Raw genomic sequence first — 20,672 nt, forward strand, 5'->3', positions numbered from 1 at the left:
TTGAAAGTAAAATTAATTATAAGCACGAAGTCAAAGTAGTTATTGAGGTATTGGACCTAGGTTCAAGCTCAGTGACTTAGTGACTTAGCGACTTAGAAGCTAAATATGAAAGACGAAGAAGAGGATATTGTTCCCCATGAAGAAGAATCGCCAGACGATTCGGGAAACGATGCGCCGCAAGAGCAAACCGAAGAGGGCTTTGACGATGTGATTCGTCCCGCTACGGGGAGTCATTTTTACGAAAACGACGAAAATCCTGAGGATACCATCACCAAAGTAACAGGGATGTACAAGGATTGGTTCTTGGATTACGCCTCGTATGTAATCCTGGAACGCGCTGTGCCTGCCATTGAAGATGGTTTCAAACCCGTGCAACGACGTATTATGCACTCCATGAAAGAGTTGGACGATGGGCGCTACAACAAAGTGGCGAATATCGTGGGACATACCATGCAGTACCATCCCCACGGTGATGCGAGTATCGGGGATGCCATTGTGCAAATCGGTCAAAAAGACTTGCTCATCGATATGCAAGGTAACTGGGGAAACATTCTCACCGGAGATGGTGCCGCAGCTTCCCGTTATATCGAGGCACGTATTTCCAAATTGGGGCAAGACATCTTGTATTCCCCCAAGGTGACCCACTGGCAACTGAGTTACGACGGTCGTAAAAATGAACCGATTCACTTGCCCGTAAAGTTTCCATTGTTATTAGCACAAGGAGCAGAAGGAATTGCCGTAGGGTTGTCGACCAAGATTTTACCACACAATTTCAACGAACTTATCGATGCCTCCATCAAGGTGTTGAAAGGAAAGTCGTTTACTATTTATCCCGATTTCCCCACGGCAGGAATTGCCGATATGTCCAATTATAATGACGGGATGCGCGGCGGCCGTGTTCGGGTTCGTGCCAAAATCTCCCAATTGGACAAACAAACGTTGGTGATTACCCAAATTCCGTTTTCAACGAATACATCAACCTTGATTGACAGTATTTTGAAAGCCAATGAGAAAGGGAAAATTAAAGTTAAAAAAATTGAAGACAACACCGCAGCCGAAGTCGAAATTTTGATTCACCTTCCGCCCGGCGTATCACCCGATAAAACCATTGATGCCTTGTATGCGTTTACCGCGTGTGAAACGTCTATTGCGCCATTGGGTTGTGTAATTGTGGATAACAATCCGGTATTCATGGGCGTTTCGGAAATGTTGCGCATTTCTACAGAACGCACCAAGAACTTGCTCAAACGCGAGTTGGAAATCCAGTTGGACGAACTTGAAAACAAATGGCATTTGTCTACCTTGGAGAAGATTTTCATTCGAGAAGAAATGTACATCGATTTCAAACTGTACTCCGATCGTGAAAACTTATACCAGTACTTATACCAGCGTTTTGAGCCGTTTAAAAAGGATTTCGTGCGCGATATTCACGACGACGATTTGCAGAAACTGACCCAGATTCCGATGATTCGTATCACGCGATTTGACTCAGATAAAGCCGATGATGCGATTGCCAAATTGGAGGCCGAAATGGAGCAAGTGAAACACGACTTGGAGCATTTAACCGAGTATGCTATTGCCTTTTTCCAAAACATCAAAGATAAATACGGTAAAGGTCGGGAGCGCCAAACAGAAATTCGCAATTTCGATACCATTGAAGCAACAAAAGTGGTGTTGCGCAATACCAAATTGTACGTGAATCGCGAAGAAGGGTTCATTGGAACGAGTTTGAAACGCGATGAATACGTTGCCGATTGCTCAGATATCGATGATGTTATTGTCTTTTTGCGCGATGGGAAAATGATGATTGCCAAAGTGGACGATAAAAAGTTCATCGGCAAAGACATCATTCATGTGGCGGTATTTGACAAAAACGACAAGCGTACCATCTACAATATGATTTACCGCGATGGGAAAAATGGTGCTTCGTTCATCAAACGCTTTAACGTAAGCGGCGTGACCCGCGATAAGTTGTATGACTTAACCCAAGAAAAAGCGGGCAGTATGGTCTTGTATTTCTCGGCGAATCCCAATGGAGAAGCAGAAACCGTGACTATTTTGTTACGCCAAGTGGGCAGTGTGAAAAAATTGAAATGGGATGTCGACTTTGCCGATATCATGATTAAAGGTCGGGCCTCCCGCGGAAATACCGTGAGCAAATACCCGATTAAGAAAATTGAATTAAAGGAGAAAGGGATTTCGACACTCCGTCCGCGTAAAGTTTGGTTTGACGATACGGTACAGCGCTTGAATGTGGATGGAAGGGGCGAACTTTTGGGCGAATTCAAACCCAACGATCGTTTGTTGATCATCAACCAAAGTGGAAAGCTGAAAACGATTATCCCCGAGTTAACGACCCATTTTGACGAAGACATGATTGTGTTGGAAAAATGGAATCCGAAGAAACCAATTTCGTGTATTTATTATGATGGCGAAAAAGAACGCTATTTTGTAAAACGCTTTTTGGTGGAGAATGAAAACAAAGAGGAAATCTTTATTTCAGAACATGAGAAATCGCAATTGGAAATTGTTTCCACCGATTGGCGTCCTGTGGCTGAGGTGATTTATGCCAAAGTGAAAGGCGTGCAAAAGGAAAATCAGGTGGTCGATTTGGAGCAATTCATTGCTGTAAAAGGAATCAAAGCACTCGGAAACCAATTGACGGCTGATAAACTGAAACAAATCAATTTATTAGATCCGTTGCCCTATGAAGAACCTGAAGAAGAGCCCGAAGTGATTGCCTCAACGGAAGGAGAAGAAGGCGAAAATCCCGATATTCCTACCGAATTGGATGACGACGGTCAAATTACGTTGGCCTTAGAATAACAAAGGAAAACCTGCTGTAATGAGCAGGTTTTTTTTTGCATCAAATAGGATAAGCGCACCCAACCCGCGTTAGGGATGGGAGCAAGGTACCCTGCCGTAGCCGAAGGCAGGCCGGTACCGCGTACAGCCCGGCGGGAACCGCAACGCCCAAAAAAAGCACCCCGAAAGGTGCTTCTGTATTTAATTGGTGATATCGGTATCTTTCAGTTTTTCGTCTTGGATGGTATTGTTGCGTAATTGCACGGGTTTCTTTCTCGATTTTTTCATTTTCATGTTCAAAAACTCTACAAAGAGCGAGAAGAAAATCGCGAAGTACAAATACCCTTTTGGGATGCTGTGAACTTCATTCTGGCCAAAGAAGGTGAAATGCGCGAGGTGCGACCCTTCGGCGAGCAACATGACACCAATTAAGATAAGGAACGACAAACCGAGAATTTGAATCGTAGGATGCTCGTTGACGAACTTCGATACGGGTCCGGCGAAAACCATCATAATAATAATCGAAATCACTACCGAAAGAATCATAATAAGGATGGCAGCTTCACCAAACCCTTTTGGTGCGGGATCGCTACTCACTAAACCGACAGCCGTGAGAATACTGTCAAACGAGAATACAATGTTTAAAAGGGCAATTTGAAGAATGGCACCCGACAAGGAAGTGGAGGATTTGCCACTTTCGCTATCCTCTTCGCCTTCGAGTTTGTGGTGAATTTCGGTCACCGATTTGTACAATAGAAAGAGTCCCCCTGCAAAAATGATCAAACTTTGTCCCGTTATTTGTCCCGAAAGGAAGCCCCAATCGAAATCAAAAATAGTGGCTTTCAAACTCATAACCCAAGTAATACCGAAAAGCAGCACGATACGAAAGGCCATCGCCAAAATTAATCCGATGCGGCGGGCTTTGGGTTGGTCTTCGGCTTTGAGTTTTCCGGAAACAATGGATAAAAAGACAATGTTGTCGATTCCGAGAATAATCTCCAGAAACGTAAGTGTCAATAACGCAATGAGCGCATTGGACGAAAATAAAATCTCCATATAAGGTTAGGTTTAGGTTTTCAGTCGGTTGTACGGAAATCAGTCGCGTTTTGTTACGGTTCCGAGTTGTTTATTGACATCGCCCACGAAAGAATATTCCATAATATATTGATTGTCTTTGGTTTCGACAATTCTCATGCTGATGGCTTTTTTCTCTTCGCGGTTCCGTGGATTTTTTTTCTGAATAATGAGTTCGCAATCGTTCACCCAGCGGACATTGGCGGTATCCGTGCGCCCTTGATAGGTTTCAATTTGTTCGTCGGCCGTGCGCACAAAGCGGGTGGTGTCTTGCTTCCCGTTGATGGTTTGTACAAACTCGAAGGTACCGGTTTTAAAATCAGTACAATTGCATTCCGGCATTTTTTGACAGGCCGAAATGGTGAGGAGGAGTAAAAGAATACAAGTAATTTTTTTCATAATTTTTTGTAGCAGTTCCTGCTGTACGCTGTATCTCACTTCGTAAACTCCGTGAGGATGCCGCTTCCACTTGCCTGCCGGCAGGTAGGTCAGGGCTAGGGGTTAAGGGTTCAATGAATGTTTTGTGAGCCGTATGGGAATTATCATTTTGAAAAACAATGTTTACAACTGCTAGGCCCTTATCGGGGATTCCCATCAAAAAGCGCTTTCATCATCGTTTGTAATCCTTTGAAGGCTAAAAAAACCGAGGTAATGCAAATGCCACACCCGAGGGCTAACACCACATAATGCCAATTCGTGTGTTTGTTCATAAACGCATTGTACATTACACTGGGACCGATGAACATGAGTGGCAATGCACCGAAGAGGTATTTGATGCCTGTGGCTAAGAGGGTTTTGTTGGTGCTCATTTTAAAATAATTATGAGTTATGAATTATGAGTTATGAGTTTTGGAACCCAATATTTATCATTTAAAATTTTCAACAGCCTTACGCACGCTGCCGTGGGTCAACAGCAAGTGGTTGGCGGTTTCATAGTCGACCCCAGTTTCATCCATGATCATGCGGGTGCCGCGGTCTACGAGTTTGGCGTTGCTCAATTGCATGTCGACCATTTTGTTCCCTTTAACGCGGCCCAATTGAATCATGGTTGCCGTAGAGAGCATGTTGAGCACCAACTTTTGCGCAGTTCCGGCTTTCATACGACTGCTGCCGGTTACAAATTCGGGTCCGACCACCACTTCCACTGGGAATTGCGCTACCAAGGCCAGTGGACTCCCAGCATTGCAGGTGATGCTTCCCGTGACAACATTATTTTTATGACATGCTTCCAAGCCCGAAATCACGTAGGGTGTAGTGCCCGAAGCTGCGATACCCACCACGACATCTCCCGCTGCAATTCCCGCTGCTTTCAAATCGAGCCACGCTTGCGTTGTGCTGTCTTCGGCGTTTTCTACGGCGCGTCGAATAGCTTGATCGCCCCCTGCTATGATGCCGTTAACCAATTCGTGGGGTACGCCAAAAGTAGGAGGGCATTCAGACGCATCGACAATACCCAAACGGCCAGACGTTCCTGCGCCAATATAAAATAATCGTCCGCCATCTTTTAAAGCGTTGACCGTAGCGTTTACGAGCGCTTCGATTTGTGGCAAGGCTTTTTCAACAGCAAGCGGAACCGTTTTGTCTTCGTAATTGATGTGGGTTAGTAATTCGTGAACCGACATCTGTTCCAAATGCTCATATCTTGAGGACTGTTCGGTGGTTTTTGTAAAAGTCATAACTATTTACAGGTGTAGTAAGTAATGATTTTTTGCACGTCGTATACATTCACCGATTTGTTGAATTGTTTGACGATACTGGCATTGGCTTCGCTAGATACCCAAATTTTCAATTCAGCGTCCAAATCAAACGTACCGGCACTTTCTACACTAAAACGGGTGATGCTTTTGTAAGGTATTGATTTGTATTCAATTTTACTTCCGGTAATTCCTTGTTTTTCCACAAGAAGAATGCGTTTGTTGGTAAATAAAAACGTATCGCGGATAAGTTTGAATCCGATTTCAATCGTTTCTCCTTCGATCATTAACTTTCCGTATTCGTTTTGCAAGCTTTCCAGACTTACTTGTCCAGCGTTGCCCATCAAGGCTGAAAATAATCCCATAATATTTGTGATTTTCGACGGAATAAAGGTACACATTCTAAGCAAAAACCCACGATGACCTTTCGCTAAAGTTTTATCAAAAAATTACAACAGCGACGCCATGATTACCCCAAAAATGATGACTGTTATTTTGACCACATTAAATTTGTGTCCTTCACTGCTTTCAAAAATGATAGTGGAAGAGATATGAAAGAGAATGCCAATAACAACAGCGGTAATTTCCTGGTAATACAATTTCAGAAAGGGGGCAGAATCAGCCAAAACGGTTCCCAAGGGCGTCATCAAGGCAAAACTGACCATGAATAACAATAAAAGTTTTTTGGACATGCCTGCTTTGAGAAAAAACAAGGTCAATATCATCGCAATTGGGAAATGATGCACAGCGATTCCAAAAGCCAAATGATGGTGGTGTCCAACGGGGAATCCCTCGAGTAGTGCGTGTAAACACAAACTAATGAATAGGGACCAAGGCATGTGTTGGATTTTCTCGTGACCATGCACATGACCGTGTTCGGCTCCTTTGGAAAAAAATTCAAGTATAATCTGAAATACTATTCCAACCATGATGAACAAACCAACATGAGTTCGGGTGTCCTTCGTGTAGATTTCAGGCAATAAGTTGATGACCGTAAGTGAAAGTAAAAACGATCCACTAAACGCCAAGAGTAGTTTTAAATTCTTTTTCCCTTGCGGTTGCCACCAAAGTGCCGTACCAAAACCAAGTAGCACAGAAAGTAAGGGAAGGATGTAGTTCATGGTTGTTATTGGGTTTCAGGTTTAAAGTTTCAGGTTAGTTTAAGAGTTTAAGAGTTTAAAAGGTTTAAATAGTGTAATTGGTGTGAAATGGTTGATTGTTTCTAACACATTCTTTTCTCTTGTTTCTTTTTTGCTTCTTTTCATTACTTAAATACCATAATGAGTCGTTCACTTGTTTTTTTATAATATTTCTTCAATTTATAGTCGCCAAAAATATCCAAAAGATAAATACCGGCTCGTTCCATCATCGATTGAAAGTCTTCCAACGACAGCATGCGAACCTTCTCGTAATAACAAAAATCCTGTCCTTGGTCTTCAAAACGAATTTCTTTGATGATGTATTTCGCATCGGTGTAGCGTTTGATGTGAAAAGTAATGCTATCGACCGTTTTGGTTTCCTCGGGCACCAAATCATGTAACACATAATCCACGTTCATAAAATCAATCACCCCAAAGCCATATTCACTCAAACTATCATGGATGGCTTGCAAGGTTTTAAAATTATCCTCATCCTCCTCAAAATAGCCAAAACTGGTAAACAAATTAAATACGGCATCAAATTGAGCGGGAAAGGGTTGACGCATGTCGTGGACTTCAAAACGCAAATTTTTGTTTGCATTTTTGGAAGCTTCTTGAATACTATTGGGCGATAAATCCACGCCGGTAACATCATAGCCCAACTGACTTAAATAAATAGAATGTCTCCCGCGACCACAGGCTAAGTCCAAAACTTTCGCTTTTTCAGGCAAGTTGAGGTACTGTGTCAAATTATCCATAAAGAGTTGTGCTTCCCGATAATTCCGCTCTTTGTACAAAATATGGTAATACGGGGTATCAAACCAAGAGGCGTACCATTGCTCGGCAGATAGGGCCGTGGTTGAGGAGTTCAATTCAGACATTTATTCGCTTCAAATCAATTTCAACGTGCAAATTTAGTGTATTTTTGCGCATTACTATCCATTAAATTGGATTTTTGGCGGGAGGTTTCGAAGGTGTTTCCTTCATTTTTCACCTGCTGATCTGTTATTCCTTGTTTATGGAAAATTTTCAAATGATTGCCAAAACCCTCTTTGGGTTTGAAGAGATTTTAGCCAAAGAATTACGCGACCTCGGGGCCCAAGACGTGCAAATGGGTACCCGAGCCGTTCGATTTGTTGGAGATAAAGGATTTATGTACAAAGCCAATTTGGCCTTGCGAACCGCGTTGAAGATTTTAAAGCCCATTCATCAATTTCGTGCCTTCAATGACAATGCCTTATACCAAGGAATTCAAACCATCGACTGGAGTCAGTATTTGAATCCGCACCAAACTTTTGTGGTCGATGTCACGTTGCATTCGGAAAATTTTAAGCACTCTCAATTTGTAGCCTTAAAAACCAAAGATGCCATCGTGGATCAGTTTCGCCAAAACCACGGAATACGTCCCAGTATCGACAAAGACCATCCCGATTTACGTATTAATGTGCATATTGATCGCGAACAAGTTTCAGTGGCGTTGGATACTTCAGGTGCTTCATTGCACCATCGCGGGTATCGAAAAATCACCAATATTGCCCCAATTAACGAAGTGTTAGCCGCGGGCATGTTGTTGTTATCGGGCTGGAAAGGGCAATCGGATTTTATGGACCCTATGTGCGGCTCAGGAACCTTATTGATTGAAGCTGCGATGATTGCTTGTAATATCCCTGCCAATATCAATCGGAAAGAATTTGCTTTTGAAAAATGGGCCGATTGGGACAACGATTTGTTTGATACGATTATCGACAGTTTGATGAAAAAAACGCGTGATTTTCCTTATACTCTAAAAGGGTTAGATAAAGCGCCAAGTGCCGTAGCCAAATCCCGTGAGAATATTCAGAATGCTAATTTGGAGGACTATATTACGGTAACGCAAGCCAATTTTTTTGAGACTGAAAAAGAAACACAAGGGCCGTTGCAACTCGTTTTCAATCCACCGTATGGGGAACGTTTAGAAATTGATTTAGAACGTTTCTACAGAGAATTGGGTGATACTTTGAAGCAAAGTTATCCAGGTACTGAAGCTTGGTTTATCACGGCCAATTTAGAAGCATTGAAATTTGTGGGACTCAAAACCTCGAAAAAAATTAAATTATTCAACGGAAGTTTGGAATCGCGTTTGGTCAAATATGAATTGTATGCAGGCAGTCGCAAAGCTAAATTTCAAAATCAATAAATGATGTCAAAAAAAACAAAAGCTTTAGGGTATAATTTTGTGGTATTTGCCCTAATATTTATCGGTGCACGGTATTTGGTATCGACCTATTTTTGGTACCAAGGCATTTGGATTTCGGTCGCAGCCTTTGTGATTACTTTATTGTTGTCGCCCAAATTTCAGGCCATAAAAACGGCACAAGGTGAACAAATCTTTATGAGTTGGTTGTTTTTAAAAGGGGTGAAGAAGGTGGGTTGATTTACCGTTTCTTTTTGGCTTCACGCGCTAATTTAGCTTCCATTTTTTTAGCTTTTGCCGCTTCCTTGGCTTTGCGTTCCTTTTCAAGTGTCGCAGCATCTTTCACAGTGACTTTAAATAATGGGACTAAGTACGAAACGGTGTAGTTGAATCCAACGCCAAAGCGACCTTCATAAGTGCGATTAAACCCAGGAATGTACAAATTAGCAAAGGTTTCGGGCGTTTTTTCCGAAATCAAATAATTAAGTCGAAAACTAAATCCCATATAAAAATTAGAGAAGATTTCGGCTTTCACTCCAGCCACCACTTCGGCCCAATGCGCTGTGAGTCCTGAAAATTCGGTATTGGGCGTAATCAACGGCGATGGGAATGTGCTGTTGGGGTAATAAATCGAGTAGGAGTTTAGCGTTTGACTAAACGAACTGAATCCATAGCGTAAACCGGTATACACTTGATTGTTCATGCCCGTCCAGTTTTCGTAACTGTTGTAATCAAAGCCTACGCGAATAAAACTTCCGTTGGTGGTAAAGTTAAAATGATCTTCTTGAACGGTTTTTTTTTCATTTCCTAGTTCCACAGCAAGGTAATGCTTCCGTGTTAATCGAAAATCCCCCGTGAGTTCCACCCCTCGATAATTATCATCATAAAACGAACGCGATAGTTTAAATAAGTCCACACCCACACGTAACCCGTATTTGTCTTTTTTAGGAACAACGCTGTCTTTTTTTACGGGGATACTGTCTTTGGTAGCGGGAGTTGTGGTTTGTCCCCAAGCCATCATTCCCCCAAATAAAAGACTAAAAGTAAAGCTTAAGATGGACTTCATTTTCATTGGTAAGATTCGATTGAACTAGGGTGGGATTACTTATCCATAAACCGTCTGCTGGGGTGTTGTCTTCAATAACTACACCATTGGTGGCATTGAGTTGAAAATTCAATTTGTACCCACAAGCCCGTGAGACATAAAAGGTGCTTCGGGAGTAATTGAAGGTAAACCGATCGGTGTTATCGTTGGTGGTGTCGCTATCTCCGCCGTTTTGAATAAATTCATAGGTGGCCGTATCCAATCCAGGGTTTAAAGGTACTTGTATTTTGCTGACATTGTTGAATGTGATGTCATCCGACATACCCTGTGCTTTGATGCGCAAATTGGTGACGTTTTTTAATGTTTCGGTATTGGTGATGTCATAAAATTCAATCACCAACCGCGGGGTTGTAGGGGTGGTATCACTACAAATATCGTCTTTCTCACAACCGGAGAAGACAAATAGGAATCCCAAAAGTAAAAGTACAGTGTAGCGCATTATCTGAGTTATCGTAATTCCAAAAGTACAACATTTTCCACATGATGCGTTTGTGGAAACATATCCACAGGGCGCACACGGGTAACTTTATATTTTTCGTCCATTAAGGCTAAATCGCGGGCTTGAGTGGCCGAATTGCAACTGACATAAACAACGCGTTTGGGGGCAATTCGTAAAATTTGCTCCACAACATCTTTATGCATACCGTCGCGCGGTGGGTCGGTGATAATTACATCGGGAGTACCGTGTTGTGCAATGAAATCGGCGTTGAAGACATTTTTCATATCCCCAACAAAAAAATTACAGTTGGTAATGCCATTACGTTTAGCATTCTCTTTGGCATCGGCTATCGCTTCAGGAACGGCTTCTACCCCAATGACTTTTTTGGCTTCTTTGGACACAAATTGTGCAATGGTTCCTGTTCCAGTATACAAATCATACACCAATTCTTGTCCTGTCAATCCCGCAAAATCGCGCGTGACCTTATACAATTCATAGGCTTGCGTCGAATTGGTTTGGTAAAATGACTTAGCGTTGATGCTAAAATGCAATCCCTCCATTTCCTCCAAAATATAGTCACGGCCTTTGTAGAGGATGATATTTTGGTCGTATAAAGTATCATTGGCTTTTTGGTTGATGACGTATTGTAAAGACGTAATTTCAGGAAAGGTGTCTGCTAGATAATACATTACCAATTCGCGTTCTTCCTTATTATCGTTAAAAAATTGAACGACAACCATAATTTCGCTGGTTGATGCGGTGCGTATCATCAACGTGCGCAACAGTCCACTATGATTTCGAGCGTCAAAAAAGGAAAGTCTATTCGCATTGGCAAAGGCTTTGAGTCCGTTGCGAATCGCATTCGATGGGTCGGCTTGCAACCAACATTTTTCAATATCTAGTATTTTATCCCACATCTTTGGAATGTGGAAACCCAGTGCATTTTGGTTGTCAAAGGTGGTGTCTGACTGGATTTCAGCTTCGGTAAGCCATCGGGCATTTGAAAACCCAAATTCCATTTTATTGCGGTAAAAGAATTGATCTTTTGAACCTAAAATGGGTTCAAAATCAGGTAATTCAACCTTTCCAATGCGTTTCAAATGGTTGAATACTTCATTGTGCTTATACACCAATTGCTGTTTGTAGCTCATATTTTGCCATTTGCAACCGCCACAAACCCCAAAATGCGCACATACAGGCTCGATACGATGCTCTGAATACTGATGGAAGCGAATCGCTTTTCCCTCGTAATAGGCTTTGCGTTTACGAAAAGTTTGCACATCTACGATATCGCCGGGCACCACATTAGGGATAAAAATAACTTTTCCATCCGGTGCTTTGGCCACCGATACTCCTTTGGCACCTGCATCCAATATCGCTATATTTTCAAAAATGACGCGGTCTTGTTTACGTTTTCCCATTGCGCAAAAATAGGGGATTGCTTGGGAAACGAAATATTTTTTGAAGAATTAATTGGTATGAAAATTCAAAAATCACATCAAAGTTTACATCCCTACGTGTTTTTGGTTGCTAATGTTAAATATCATTTTAGAAGCATTACATTTGAACTATAAACAATGTAAGCTATGAAAAAACATACTGAGATTGAAAGTATTATCGAATTGGATGAAACCGATGATCAACGCACCCTTGGGCAACGCATTGCCGACAAAGTAGCCGATTTCGGGGGGAGTTGGGTCTTTATATTGACTTTTTTCTTTTTTCTCATCCTTTGGATTTTGGCCAATGTGTTTTGGTTTCATAATCAAGGATTTGATCCGTATCCGTTTATATTATTGAATTTAATTTTATCATGTATCGCAGCTTTACAAGCGCCCATTATCATGATGAGTCAAAATCGACAAGAGGAGAAAGACCGTGAACGGGCTAAAAAAGATTTTATCATCAATCTGAAAGCAGAGCATGAGATCCGTGTGTTGCAACAAAAAATGGATCAAATCTTAAAGCATCAACACGAGGAATTAATGGCTTTACAACGCCAGCAAATCGAGTTGTTAGAGCAATTGACTCAGAATAATAACGAAGATTTATAATTAATTTATAGATTTAATTAAATTGTTTTAAAGAAATGATTTACATATAAATAAATTTAAATTATAAAGTCAGTTTATACTTCAATTTAAGACGTTCGAAATCGATTGCTAAATTTAAAATAGGGCTATGAAGTTGAATGAAGAATCCGTAGTTTTGTAGCTTTAAATGGATGATTTCTCTCCGAAAGTAGGAATACTCAAGTTATTTTTTAAAAAACAATCAGGTATGATTAGTGAAAAATTACGGTCTCAAGAAGCCATCGAACTGGAAGATCAGTACGGAGCACACAATTACCATCCGCTTCCCGTTGTTTTGAGTCGCGGCGAAGGCGTATACGTTTGGGATGCCGAAGGAAAACAATATTATGATTTTCTATCCGCCTATTCTGCTGTCAATCAAGGCCATTGCCATCCTAAAATTGTAGGCGCCATGGTGAGTCAGGCACAAACGCTTACCCTGACATCGCGCGCTTTTTATAATGATAAATTGGGAGTGTATGAGCAGTTTATCACGCATTACTTTGGTTTTGACAAGGTTTTACCCATGAATACGGGAGCTGAAGCAGTAGAAACCGCATTAAAGATTTGCCGTAAATGGGCTTACGAGCGTAAAGGTATTGCTGAAAACGAGGCGCAAATTATTGTTTGTGACGGAAATTTCCACGGACGTACCACCACTATTATTTCCTTTTCAAATGATACGAATGCGCGGGCAAATTTCGGCCCCTATACCGCTGGATTTATAAAGATTCCTTACAACGATACAAACGCATTAGAACGCGCTTTAGCCGCTTCGCCGAATGTAGCTGGTTTTTTGGTTGAACCCATACAAGGGGAGGCGGGCGTGTTTGTTCCCGACGAGGACTTTTTAGCACGCGCGCGTGCCCTATGTACCAAGTACAATGTACTTCTTTTGGCGGATGAGGTTCAAACCGGAATTGCGCGCACGGGTTCATTGCTGGCAGTTTGCGGAAATTGTTCTTGTGAGAAGCATTGTGAACGCCAAGCGACTTATGTGCGCCCCGATGTTTTAATTCTCGGGAAGGCTTTATCGGGAGGTGCTTATCCCGTTTCGGCGGTCTTGGCGGATAATGCAGTGATGGATGTGATTCGTCCTGGACAGCACGGTTCGACTTTTGGCGGAAATCCCGTAGCTGCGGCTACTGCGATTGCAGCGTTGGAGGTAGTAAGTGAAGAAGATTTAGCGCAAAATGCCCGTCGATTGGGACGAATTTTCCGTGAAAAATTGGGTGAGTATGTGACGCAAAGTAAAATTGTTCGCTTGGTGCGTGGCAAAGGCCTGTTGAACGCTATTGTAATCAATGACACGGAAGAAAGTGAAACCGCTTGGAATATTTGCGTGAAGTTGGCCGAAAATGGTTTACTTGCCAAACCAACCCATGGAAATATTATTCGTTTTGCTCCGCCATTGGTAATGACAGAGGAGCAATTAATGGCTTGTGTGGCGATTATAACCAAAACGTTGGCTTTGTTTGAACCTGAATCGGAATAACAAATGGCGTTTAATCATGTCCTTGAATAAAAGAAAGAGGCTGTCCAAGATTCAGACAGCCTCTTTTGTATTTAACGTTTTCCTAAAAGCTCTTCGACGCGTCGGCGAACCATTTCTTCGTCCTGCATATTTTCCACGCCAATCTTCATGATAATCCAAATGAAGAAAATGAGTGTTAACACCCCTAAAATCAAACCGATAAGCGATAAAGTTTTACCGATCGTGTGTACGTTTTGGTTGCTGTATTCGCCCGGATTTTCTTGTAGTCTTCTAGAGTCGCTGCGACTCATGAGGTAGCCCACAAGTCCAAAGACAATTCCAAATATTCCATAGCAACAGAATGTTAGAAAAGAGAGAATCCCCAGGATGAGCACGGCGGTAGCATTTGGCAATTTTTGTTTTTCCATAGTGTTTGTTTTTAAGGTTAAAAAAAGAAATCTTTCATTTTAATTAAATAGGCACCCAGAATCACGATTACGTTGAGTAATGCAACTACCAGCACCTGACGTCCGTTTTTTTGTGTGGGTTTCAATCCAAAACGCGCTGTAATACCAATTAGTAAGAGTAGGGTGTATACCGGAGGATAAAATGCAAAGGCGCCATAAAAATCGCCTTGTACAAGAAGGTGTAAGGCACGTTGTAAACCGCATCCCATACAATCAAAACCAAAAGTTTGTTTAAACATACACGGCAGCATGTAGTCTTCCATACCTTAACTTTTTTACAATTTTACAAAAAAAAGAGACATAAAAACAGGGAGCTGTAGGCAGGTTCGTTATTTTTGAAAACTAAACATAATTCTTATGGATAAATGGTTGATTCCACTTTTATTGGTGGCGGCAGGGGTAGCCTTGTACGAACAAAGTAAGGCGGCCCCCAATTATTACTTGATGGCTTTTGCGGGACTCGTATTTGTTTTTTGCATGGTCAAATTATCAGCAAAAATACCTTCCAAAAAAGAGCACGATGAAACAGAATAAGTTTGAAGTAGGGGATACCGTTGCGGTTTTAGACGATGCTATTCGCGGGGTTGTCATTGCGGTGCAAAACGATCAAATTACCCTCAAAACAACCGATGATTTTGTGATGACATTTTTTGTCAACGAATTGGTTAAAGAGCACGATTCCAATATTTTAAATTCATTTAACAGAAGTGATGCATTACATAAGATAAAAATAGACAAAACGCCTTCGAACGCTTCAAAAAAAGTCATTTTTAAGTCGGAAAATCGCGACCGAGGCACTCCTGAATTTGATTTGCACATTGAAAAATTAGTCAAAAAAGTAGCGGGTTTATCGCATTACGATATTCTCACATTGCAACTCGAAACGGCGCAGCGGCATATTGAATTTGCGTTAAAAAATCGCATCCCAAAAATCGTATTGATTCATGGTGTGGGGGAAGGTGTTTTAAAAACCGAGTTGGAATTTTTAATGCGCAAGTATCCGCAAGTTTCTTTCCAAGAGGCGAGCTATCAAAAATATGGGATGGGTGCGACGGAAATCTATTTTCAACAAAATGTAAAATAGCCTACTTTTGTCGGGCAAATGAACAACATGAAACGAGTTTATCTGGATAATGCTGCCACTACTCCTTTACGTCCTGAGGTAATCGATTGTATGGTGGACGTCATGCAAACGGAATACGGGAATGCCTCCTCGACCCATAGTTATGGAAGGAGTGCCAAGTCGATTATTGAATCGGCACGAAAATCCATTGCGCAATGGATGGGATGTGAGGCGCGGGAACTGATTTTTACAGCCAATGCTACGGAGGCGACCAATTTGATATTAACAAGTGCGGTTCGTGATTTGGGTATCAAACGTTTTATTACGTCACGAATGGAGCATCATGCTACCTTGTATACCGTCGAAAAATTGGCTGAAGATTATGGTGTTGTAGTCGATTATCTTCCTGCAAATACTGACGGGACGGTAGCAATCGATGGCTTAGCCCTCTTGTTGCAACAGGAAATTCCGACGTTGGTTACCTTGATGCATGTCAATAATGAAACAGGAGCTGTTTTGAATATAACTCAGGTTGGGGAACTTTGTCGGTCACATAAAGCCCTTTTTCATTGTGATACTGTCCAATCGGTAGGAAAAACAATGTTGCATTTTCATGATTTACCCCTAGATTTTGCGGTGGCGAGTGCGCACAAGTTCCACGGGCCGAAAGGTGTTGGATTTGCTTACATTTCAAAAAATGTGGTGTTAAAACCCTTGATTGTGGGTGGCGAACAAGAAAAAGGGTTGCGGGCTGGAACAGAGGCAGTACATCAAATTGCAGGGATGGCCAAAGCGTTGGAATTGGATATGGCCGATTTAGCTCATGATCAAGGCTATATTGAGGCATTGAAATTTTACTGCTGGGAACAGTTGCAATTGGCGTTTCCGGGCATTAAAGTCAATGGAGAAAATACGTTTTACAATATTTTGAATGTTACTTTGCCTATGCCCGAAGAAAAAGCGGCGATGTTATTGTTCAATTTAGATATCAAAGGGATTGCGGTTTCGCGCGGCAGTGCTTGTCAAAGTGGGAGTTCAAAACCCTCACACGTATTGGAGCAGTTTGTTGCTGCCGAAGATTTGAAGCGACCTGCTCTGCGAATTTCGTTCAGTCGATACAACACGAAAGAAGATATAGATGCCTTACTTGATGCTTTGAAGGGGGTGTAAAAAGACCAAATAATTTATGTTTCCGTTTTTTTATAGGCAATTTTAAAGTAAAAAATCACACTGATTAAAAAGGGAAGTTGCATTACGACCATTTTCCATTCATTGGCAATTATTCCCACAAAAGCTAAGAATAGCACTAAAATACTAAGTAAACTTACGGTTACAGTATTTATTTTTCGATTCCATCGGCGATTAAAAGCATGCATAAGCAACAGGGCTTGGCCAAGCAGGCCGGTAAGAATTAAAGGATGGGTGAGACTGTCCCAAAGTGATTTCCCTTCACTAAAAATAAGATATTCCAATTGGGGAATGCACCGTATTTCGTTTTTCCAAACCAACCCGCAACATTGAAAACAAAGAAATAGTCCAATGTTACTGTAATGAATCGATGTGCTAATGGGACGCGTTGTGAAATAGGCCATAACTTTAAATAAAAAAACTATTTGTCTAGCAAGCTAAACAAATAGTTTGGTAGTTTTTTATCGAAGCGATTCATTGTTATTTATAAAATAAAAAATGCGGTGAATCGCACAAAAGATTACATATGAATTACTTCACCGTAGGCGTCGGCTACTGCTTCCATTACCGCTTCGCTCATGGTGGGGTGTGGGTGAACGGCTTTTAAGATTTCATGGCCAGTGGTTTCTAATTTACGAGCCACTACAGCTTCGGCGATCATATCGGTTACCCCAGCGCCAATCATGTGGCAGCCCAACCATTCTCCGTATTTGGCATCGAAAATCACTTTCACAAAACCATCGGGTGTTCCCGCTGCTTTGGCTTTTCCAGAGGCGGTGAACGGGAATTTCCCCACTTTGATTTCGTAGCCTTTTTCTTTGGCCGCTTTTTCGGTCAACCCAACAGAGGCAATTTCAGGAGTCGCATAGGTACAGCCTGGAATATTGCCATAATCTAGGGGTTCAACATGAAGTCCAGCGATTTTTTCAACACATATAATCCCTTCTGCAGAGGCTACGTGCGCCAACGCTTGTCCGGGCGTTACATCGCCAATCGCATAGTATCCAGGAACATTGGTTTGGTAATAGCTGTTGACTAAAATTTTATCGCGATCGGTGGCGATACCGGTTTCTTCGAGGCCAATATTTTCAATGTTAGTTTTGATACCAACGGCAGAAAGTACGATATCGGCTTCCAAGACTTCTTCTCCTTTGGCTGTTTTGACAAATGCTTTTACGCCTTTGCCTGATGTGTCTACACGTTCCACCGAAGCATTGGTCATGATATTTACGCCTGATTTTTTCAAGGAACGCTCAAATTGTTTGGAAATATCTTCATCTTCTACAGGAACGATGTTGGGCATAAATTCAACAATGGTCACTTCGGTACCCATCGTATTGTAAAAATGCGCAAATTCAACGCCAATAGCCCCTGAACCTACCACAATCATTTTTTTAGGTTGCTCAGGAAGTGTCATCGCTTGACGGTACCCGATGATTTTTTTACCATCTTGAGGTAGGTTGGGCAGCTCCCGTGAACGGGCTCCTGTAGCAATAATAATATGGTCGGCACTGTATTCAGTCACCTTACCATCGGCGGCCGTGACATCGACTTTTTTTCCGGGTTTGATTTTCCCAAAACCGTCAATGACATCGATTTTATTCTTTTTCATTAAAAATTGTACCCCTTTGCTCATGCCGTCGGCAACCGAACGCGAACGTGCAATCACCGCATTAAAATCTTTATCAAATTCTTTCACGGTTAATCCATAATCGGAGGCGTGTTTTAAATAGTCAAAAACCTGTGCTGATTTCAGCAAGGCTTTGGTGGGTATACATCCCCAATTCAAACAGATTCCACCTAGGTTTTCTTTTTCAATAAGTGCTACTTTAAAGCCCAATTGAGAAGCACGGATAGCCGTTACATATCCACCGGGTCCGCTTCCTAAAACAATAATATCGTATTTCATTGCAAAAAGGTATTTCTTAAATTAGTGTATTGACGGGTTGTCAATTCGATTGCGAATTTACGGATTTTTTTTTAGTCCTCTATGTCGTTAGTATGGTTTAGATTCAGGAAAATATCAGCTGGAATTTTCGCCCAGATGAACCTTTGAAAAGGCGAAGGCTTGCCACTCAAATTTAGATCAAAAAATTCAGCAGGGTACACTTCCTTTTTTTGAGGCAGCTTCCGATTCGTTATGGCTTCTTATAAAAAGGTTTCAATGGGATAGAATGGTTGATGAATTTGATTTGAAAAAACAAAGTGTATTCCAATTTAATTACAGAGGCGCCTCCGAAAATTGAGATTCGTAAAGTTTTCGGTAATAGCCATTTTCCAATTGCAAGAGTTCTTGGTGGTTACCCGTTTCAACGATTGCTCCTTTTTCCATCACAATAATGGTATCGGCGTTGACGATAGTGGCCAAACGGTGCGCAATCACTATGGCTGTTCGTCCTTTGGTGATGGTTTCGGTAGCGTGTTGAATGCGTTCCTCGGCGTGGGTATCGATAGAGGAGGTGGCTTCATCCAGAATTAAAATGCTCGGGTTACTGAGGTAAGCCCGCAAGAATGCAATGAGTTGGCGTTGTCCCGAAGAAAGCATGACTCCGCGTTCTTTTACGTCATGATTATAGCCTCCTGGGAGTGATTCAATAAAGTCGGCAATTCCGATTCGGGCGGCGGCGGCTTCGACATCTTTTCGGCTAATATTGGGATTGCCCAAGGTAATGTTGTTGTAAATCGTATCGGCAAAAAGAAAGACATCTTGTAAAACTATAGCAATTTGTCGACGAAGACTGGGGAGTGTAAACTTATGGATTGGGGTATCATCAATGGTGATGGTTCCCGAGTCGATTTCGTAAAAACGATTCAATAAATTGATGATAGTCGATTTTCCAGCTCCTGTGGATCCCACAATAGCAATAGTTTGTCCGGGTTGGATATGAATCGAAATCCCTTTTAAAACTTCTTCACCAGGGATATAACTGAATCGTACGTTTTGTAACTCAATTTTACCTTTAAATTGAGGCGCTTCAAGGGTTCCACCTTCCTGTTTATCTTCTTGAGCATCAAGGACATCAAAAACGCGATTTCCAGCAATCATACCCATTTGCATTTCGTTGAATTTATCGGCAATTTGACGCAAGGGATTGAAAAGCATTCCGATAAACATGGTATACGAAATCAGGTCGCCAAACGTGGTGAATTTGTCGCCATCTAAAATTCGAAATCCGCCATACAAAACTACTAGTGCAAGGCAGAGCGAGGAGATGATGTCGGCAATCGGGAAGAAAATGGAGTTGTACAAAATGGTTTTCATCCAGGCTTTATTGTGCTTCTGATTGATTTCTTTAAACTTTTGGTATTCAATAGTTTCACGGTTAAAAAGTTGGACAATTTTCATGCCTGTGACCCGTTCTTGCACAAAAGTATTCATGGCGGCTACTTGGTGGCGCACTTCTTCAAAGGCCACTTGCATTTTGCGTTGAAAAATGCGCGTAACATAGACCAAAAGAGGCATGGCAGCGACTACGATAAGGGTAAGCCTCCAGTTCATATAAAACATAAATCCAAGTACTACTACCATTTTCAGTAAATCACTGATAATCATAAAAAGGCCTTGGCTGAAAATACGTGCTATTTGTTCAATATCCGAAACTGTGCGGGTCACCAATTGCCCTACGGGTGCGGTATCAAAATATTTCATTCGAAAGCGAAGTAAATGGGAGAACAATTGTTGACGAATATCACGAATGATATTTTGTCCCAATAAATTGGCCCAGTAAACGAAGAAAAACTGGAAAACCCCCTCCAAGATCAGCACAATGCCCATCAGAATCACATACCATAACAGGCCATAGCTGTCCTTGGGTTCGATATACACATCTACTGTTTTTTTTAACAAAAAAGGGCGTAAAGCCGTAACTATCGATAGAAGAATAGCCGTAGCCACAACGCCCCGATACAACAATTTGTAAGGGGTAGTATAGGTGAGAATTCGCTGGAAAAGTTTGGAATCAAAGGCTTTTGCTTTCAT

General features: G+C 41.7%; 23 protein-coding genes. 8 read left to right on the top strand and 15 right to left on the bottom strand.

The window, feature by feature from the left end:
• Positions 1-105 precede the first annotated feature (105 nt).
• Positions 106-2,826, top strand: a complete 2,721-nt coding sequence (locus tag Q0037_RS01355; protein WP_297514249.1) for a DNA gyrase/topoisomerase IV subunit A — start codon at positions 106-108, stop codon at positions 2,824-2,826.
• Between the two features lie 180 nt (positions 2,827-3,006).
• Here the strand turns inward: Q0037_RS01355 and Q0037_RS01360 are convergent, their stop codons facing one another.
• The 7 genes from Q0037_RS01360 to Q0037_RS01390 form a co-directional block, all read right to left on the bottom strand.
• Complete coding sequence (locus Q0037_RS01360) at positions 3,007-3,861, bottom strand: TerC family protein (RefSeq protein WP_297514255.1); 855 nt, start codon at positions 3,859-3,861, stop codon at positions 3,007-3,009.
• Positions 3,862-3,900: 39 nt separating this feature from the next.
• Positions 3,901-4,278: a DNA topoisomerase IV gene (locus Q0037_RS01365; protein WP_297514258.1), complete on the bottom strand. Its 378-nt coding sequence runs from the start codon at positions 4,276-4,278 to the stop codon at positions 3,901-3,903.
• A 179-nt stretch (positions 4,279-4,457) separates the two neighbouring features.
• The gene (locus tag Q0037_RS01370; protein WP_297514260.1) at positions 4,458-4,688 is read right to left on the bottom strand and encodes a DUF6095 family protein; all 231 of its coding nucleotides are present in this window, start codon (positions 4,686-4,688) and stop codon (positions 4,458-4,460) included.
• Between the two features lie 57 nt (positions 4,689-4,745).
• Positions 4,746-5,555: an N-acetylmuramic acid 6-phosphate etherase gene (gene murQ / locus Q0037_RS01375; RefSeq protein WP_297514261.1), complete on the bottom strand. Its 810-nt coding sequence runs from the start codon at positions 5,553-5,555 to the stop codon at positions 4,746-4,748.
• A gap of 2 nt (positions 5,556-5,557) precedes the next feature.
• Entirely contained in the window at positions 5,558-5,938 is a 381-nt protein-coding gene (locus Q0037_RS01380; RefSeq protein ID WP_297514263.1) for a PH domain-containing protein, read from the bottom strand.
• Positions 5,939-6,022: 84 nt separating this feature from the next.
• Complete coding sequence (locus Q0037_RS01385; RefSeq protein ID WP_297514265.1) at positions 6,023-6,694, bottom strand: ZIP family metal transporter; 672 nt, start codon at positions 6,692-6,694, stop codon at positions 6,023-6,025.
• 143 nt (positions 6,695-6,837) lie between these two features.
• Positions 6,838-7,593, bottom strand: a complete 756-nt coding sequence (locus Q0037_RS01390) for a class I SAM-dependent methyltransferase (protein ID WP_297514266.1) — start codon at positions 7,591-7,593, stop codon at positions 6,838-6,840.
• A gap of 137 nt (positions 7,594-7,730) precedes the next feature.
• On the opposite strand from Q0037_RS01390, the gene Q0037_RS01395 reads away from it, so the two are divergent.
• Together Q0037_RS01395 and Q0037_RS01400 are read left to right on the top strand one after the other, a co-directional pair.
• Complete coding sequence (locus tag Q0037_RS01395) at positions 7,731-8,888, top strand: THUMP domain-containing protein (protein ID WP_297514270.1); 1,158 nt, start codon at positions 7,731-7,733, stop codon at positions 8,886-8,888.
• Between the two features lie 3 nt (positions 8,889-8,891).
• The gene (locus tag Q0037_RS01400; RefSeq protein ID WP_297514274.1) at positions 8,892-9,125 is read left to right on the top strand and encodes a hypothetical protein; all 234 of its coding nucleotides are present in this window, start codon (positions 8,892-8,894) and stop codon (positions 9,123-9,125) included.
• 1 nt (position 9,126) lies between these two features.
• Here the strand turns inward: Q0037_RS01400 and Q0037_RS01405 are convergent, their stop codons facing one another.
• From Q0037_RS01405 to rlmD, 3 genes are read right to left on the bottom strand one after another with little or no spacing between them, the layout of a single operon-like run.
• Entirely contained in the window at positions 9,127-9,951 is an 825-nt protein-coding gene (locus tag Q0037_RS01405) for a DUF6048 family protein (RefSeq protein WP_297514278.1), read from the bottom strand.
• Positions 9,923-10,429 (bottom strand): DUF6452 family protein, encoded by a 507-nt coding sequence (locus tag Q0037_RS01410; RefSeq protein ID WP_297514281.1) that lies wholly within the window; start codon positions 10,427-10,429, stop codon positions 9,923-9,925. The genes Q0037_RS01405 and Q0037_RS01410 overlap by 29 nt, the downstream gene beginning before the upstream one ends.
• An 8-nt stretch (positions 10,430-10,437) precedes the next feature.
• Complete coding sequence (gene rlmD, locus Q0037_RS01415; protein WP_297514284.1) at positions 10,438-11,850, bottom strand: 23S rRNA (uracil(1939)-C(5))-methyltransferase RlmD; 1,413 nt, start codon at positions 11,848-11,850, stop codon at positions 10,438-10,440.
• A gap of 165 nt (positions 11,851-12,015) precedes the next feature.
• On the opposite strand from rlmD, the gene Q0037_RS01420 reads away from it, so the two are divergent.
• The gene (locus Q0037_RS01420; RefSeq protein ID WP_367274068.1) at positions 12,016-12,483 is read left to right on the top strand and encodes a DUF1003 domain-containing protein; all 468 of its coding nucleotides are present in this window, start codon (positions 12,016-12,018) and stop codon (positions 12,481-12,483) included.
• 226 nt (positions 12,484-12,709) lie between these two features.
• On the top strand, positions 12,710-13,996 hold the full coding sequence (gene rocD / locus Q0037_RS01425) for an ornithine--oxo-acid transaminase (protein WP_297514319.1): 1,287 nt from the start codon (positions 12,710-12,712) through the stop codon (positions 13,994-13,996).
• A gap of 71 nt (positions 13,997-14,067) precedes the next feature.
• Here rocD and Q0037_RS01430 read toward each other — a convergent pair whose 3' ends face one another.
• Both Q0037_RS01430 and Q0037_RS01435 read right to left on the bottom strand, forming a co-directional pair.
• On the bottom strand, positions 14,068-14,403 hold the full coding sequence (locus Q0037_RS01430; protein WP_297514322.1) for a CCC motif membrane protein: 336 nt from the start codon (positions 14,401-14,403) through the stop codon (positions 14,068-14,070).
• A 17-nt stretch (positions 14,404-14,420) separates the two neighbouring features.
• The gene (locus tag Q0037_RS01435; RefSeq protein WP_297514325.1) at positions 14,421-14,705 is read right to left on the bottom strand and encodes a DUF2752 domain-containing protein; all 285 of its coding nucleotides are present in this window, start codon (positions 14,703-14,705) and stop codon (positions 14,421-14,423) included.
• A gap of 94 nt (positions 14,706-14,799) precedes the next feature.
• Between Q0037_RS01435 and Q0037_RS01440 the strand changes: the two genes are divergently transcribed.
• The 3 genes from Q0037_RS01440 to Q0037_RS01450 are packed head-to-tail and all read left to right on the top strand — an operon-like array spanning position 14,800 to position 16,675.
• Positions 14,800-14,976: a hypothetical protein gene (locus tag Q0037_RS01440; RefSeq protein ID WP_297514328.1), complete on the top strand. Its 177-nt coding sequence runs from the start codon at positions 14,800-14,802 to the stop codon at positions 14,974-14,976.
• Positions 14,963-15,526, top strand: coding sequence for a Smr/MutS family protein (locus Q0037_RS01445; RefSeq protein ID WP_297514331.1), 564 nt, complete (start codon positions 14,963-14,965; stop codon positions 15,524-15,526). The genes Q0037_RS01440 and Q0037_RS01445 overlap by 14 nt, the downstream gene beginning before the upstream one ends.
• Positions 15,527-15,553: 27 nt before the next feature.
• On the top strand, positions 15,554-16,675 hold the full coding sequence (locus Q0037_RS01450; RefSeq protein ID WP_297514334.1) for a cysteine desulfurase family protein: 1,122 nt from the start codon (positions 15,554-15,556) through the stop codon (positions 16,673-16,675).
• Positions 16,676-16,689: 14 nt separating this feature from the next.
• On the opposite strand, the gene Q0037_RS01455 is transcribed toward Q0037_RS01450, so the two are convergent.
• From Q0037_RS01455 to Q0037_RS01465, 3 genes are all read right to left on the bottom strand, one after another.
• Positions 16,690-17,097 carry a hypothetical protein gene (locus tag Q0037_RS01455; protein WP_297514336.1) on the bottom strand — a complete coding sequence of 136 codons (408 nt, stop codon included), beginning with the start codon at positions 17,095-17,097 and terminating at the stop codon, positions 16,690-16,692.
• A 116-nt stretch (positions 17,098-17,213) separates the two neighbouring features.
• The gene (lpdA, locus tag Q0037_RS01460) at positions 17,214-18,602 is read right to left on the bottom strand and encodes a dihydrolipoyl dehydrogenase (protein WP_297514338.1); all 1,389 of its coding nucleotides are present in this window, start codon (positions 18,600-18,602) and stop codon (positions 17,214-17,216) included.
• Positions 18,603-18,914: 312 nt separating this feature from the next.
• On the bottom strand, positions 18,915-20,672 hold the full coding sequence (locus tag Q0037_RS01465) for an ABC transporter ATP-binding protein (protein WP_297514340.1): 1,758 nt from the start codon (positions 20,670-20,672) through the stop codon (positions 18,915-18,917).

The organism is Flavobacterium sp. (genome assembly GCF_027482425.1).
Lineage (GTDB): Bacteria > Bacteroidota > Bacteroidia > Flavobacteriales > Flavobacteriaceae > Flavobacterium.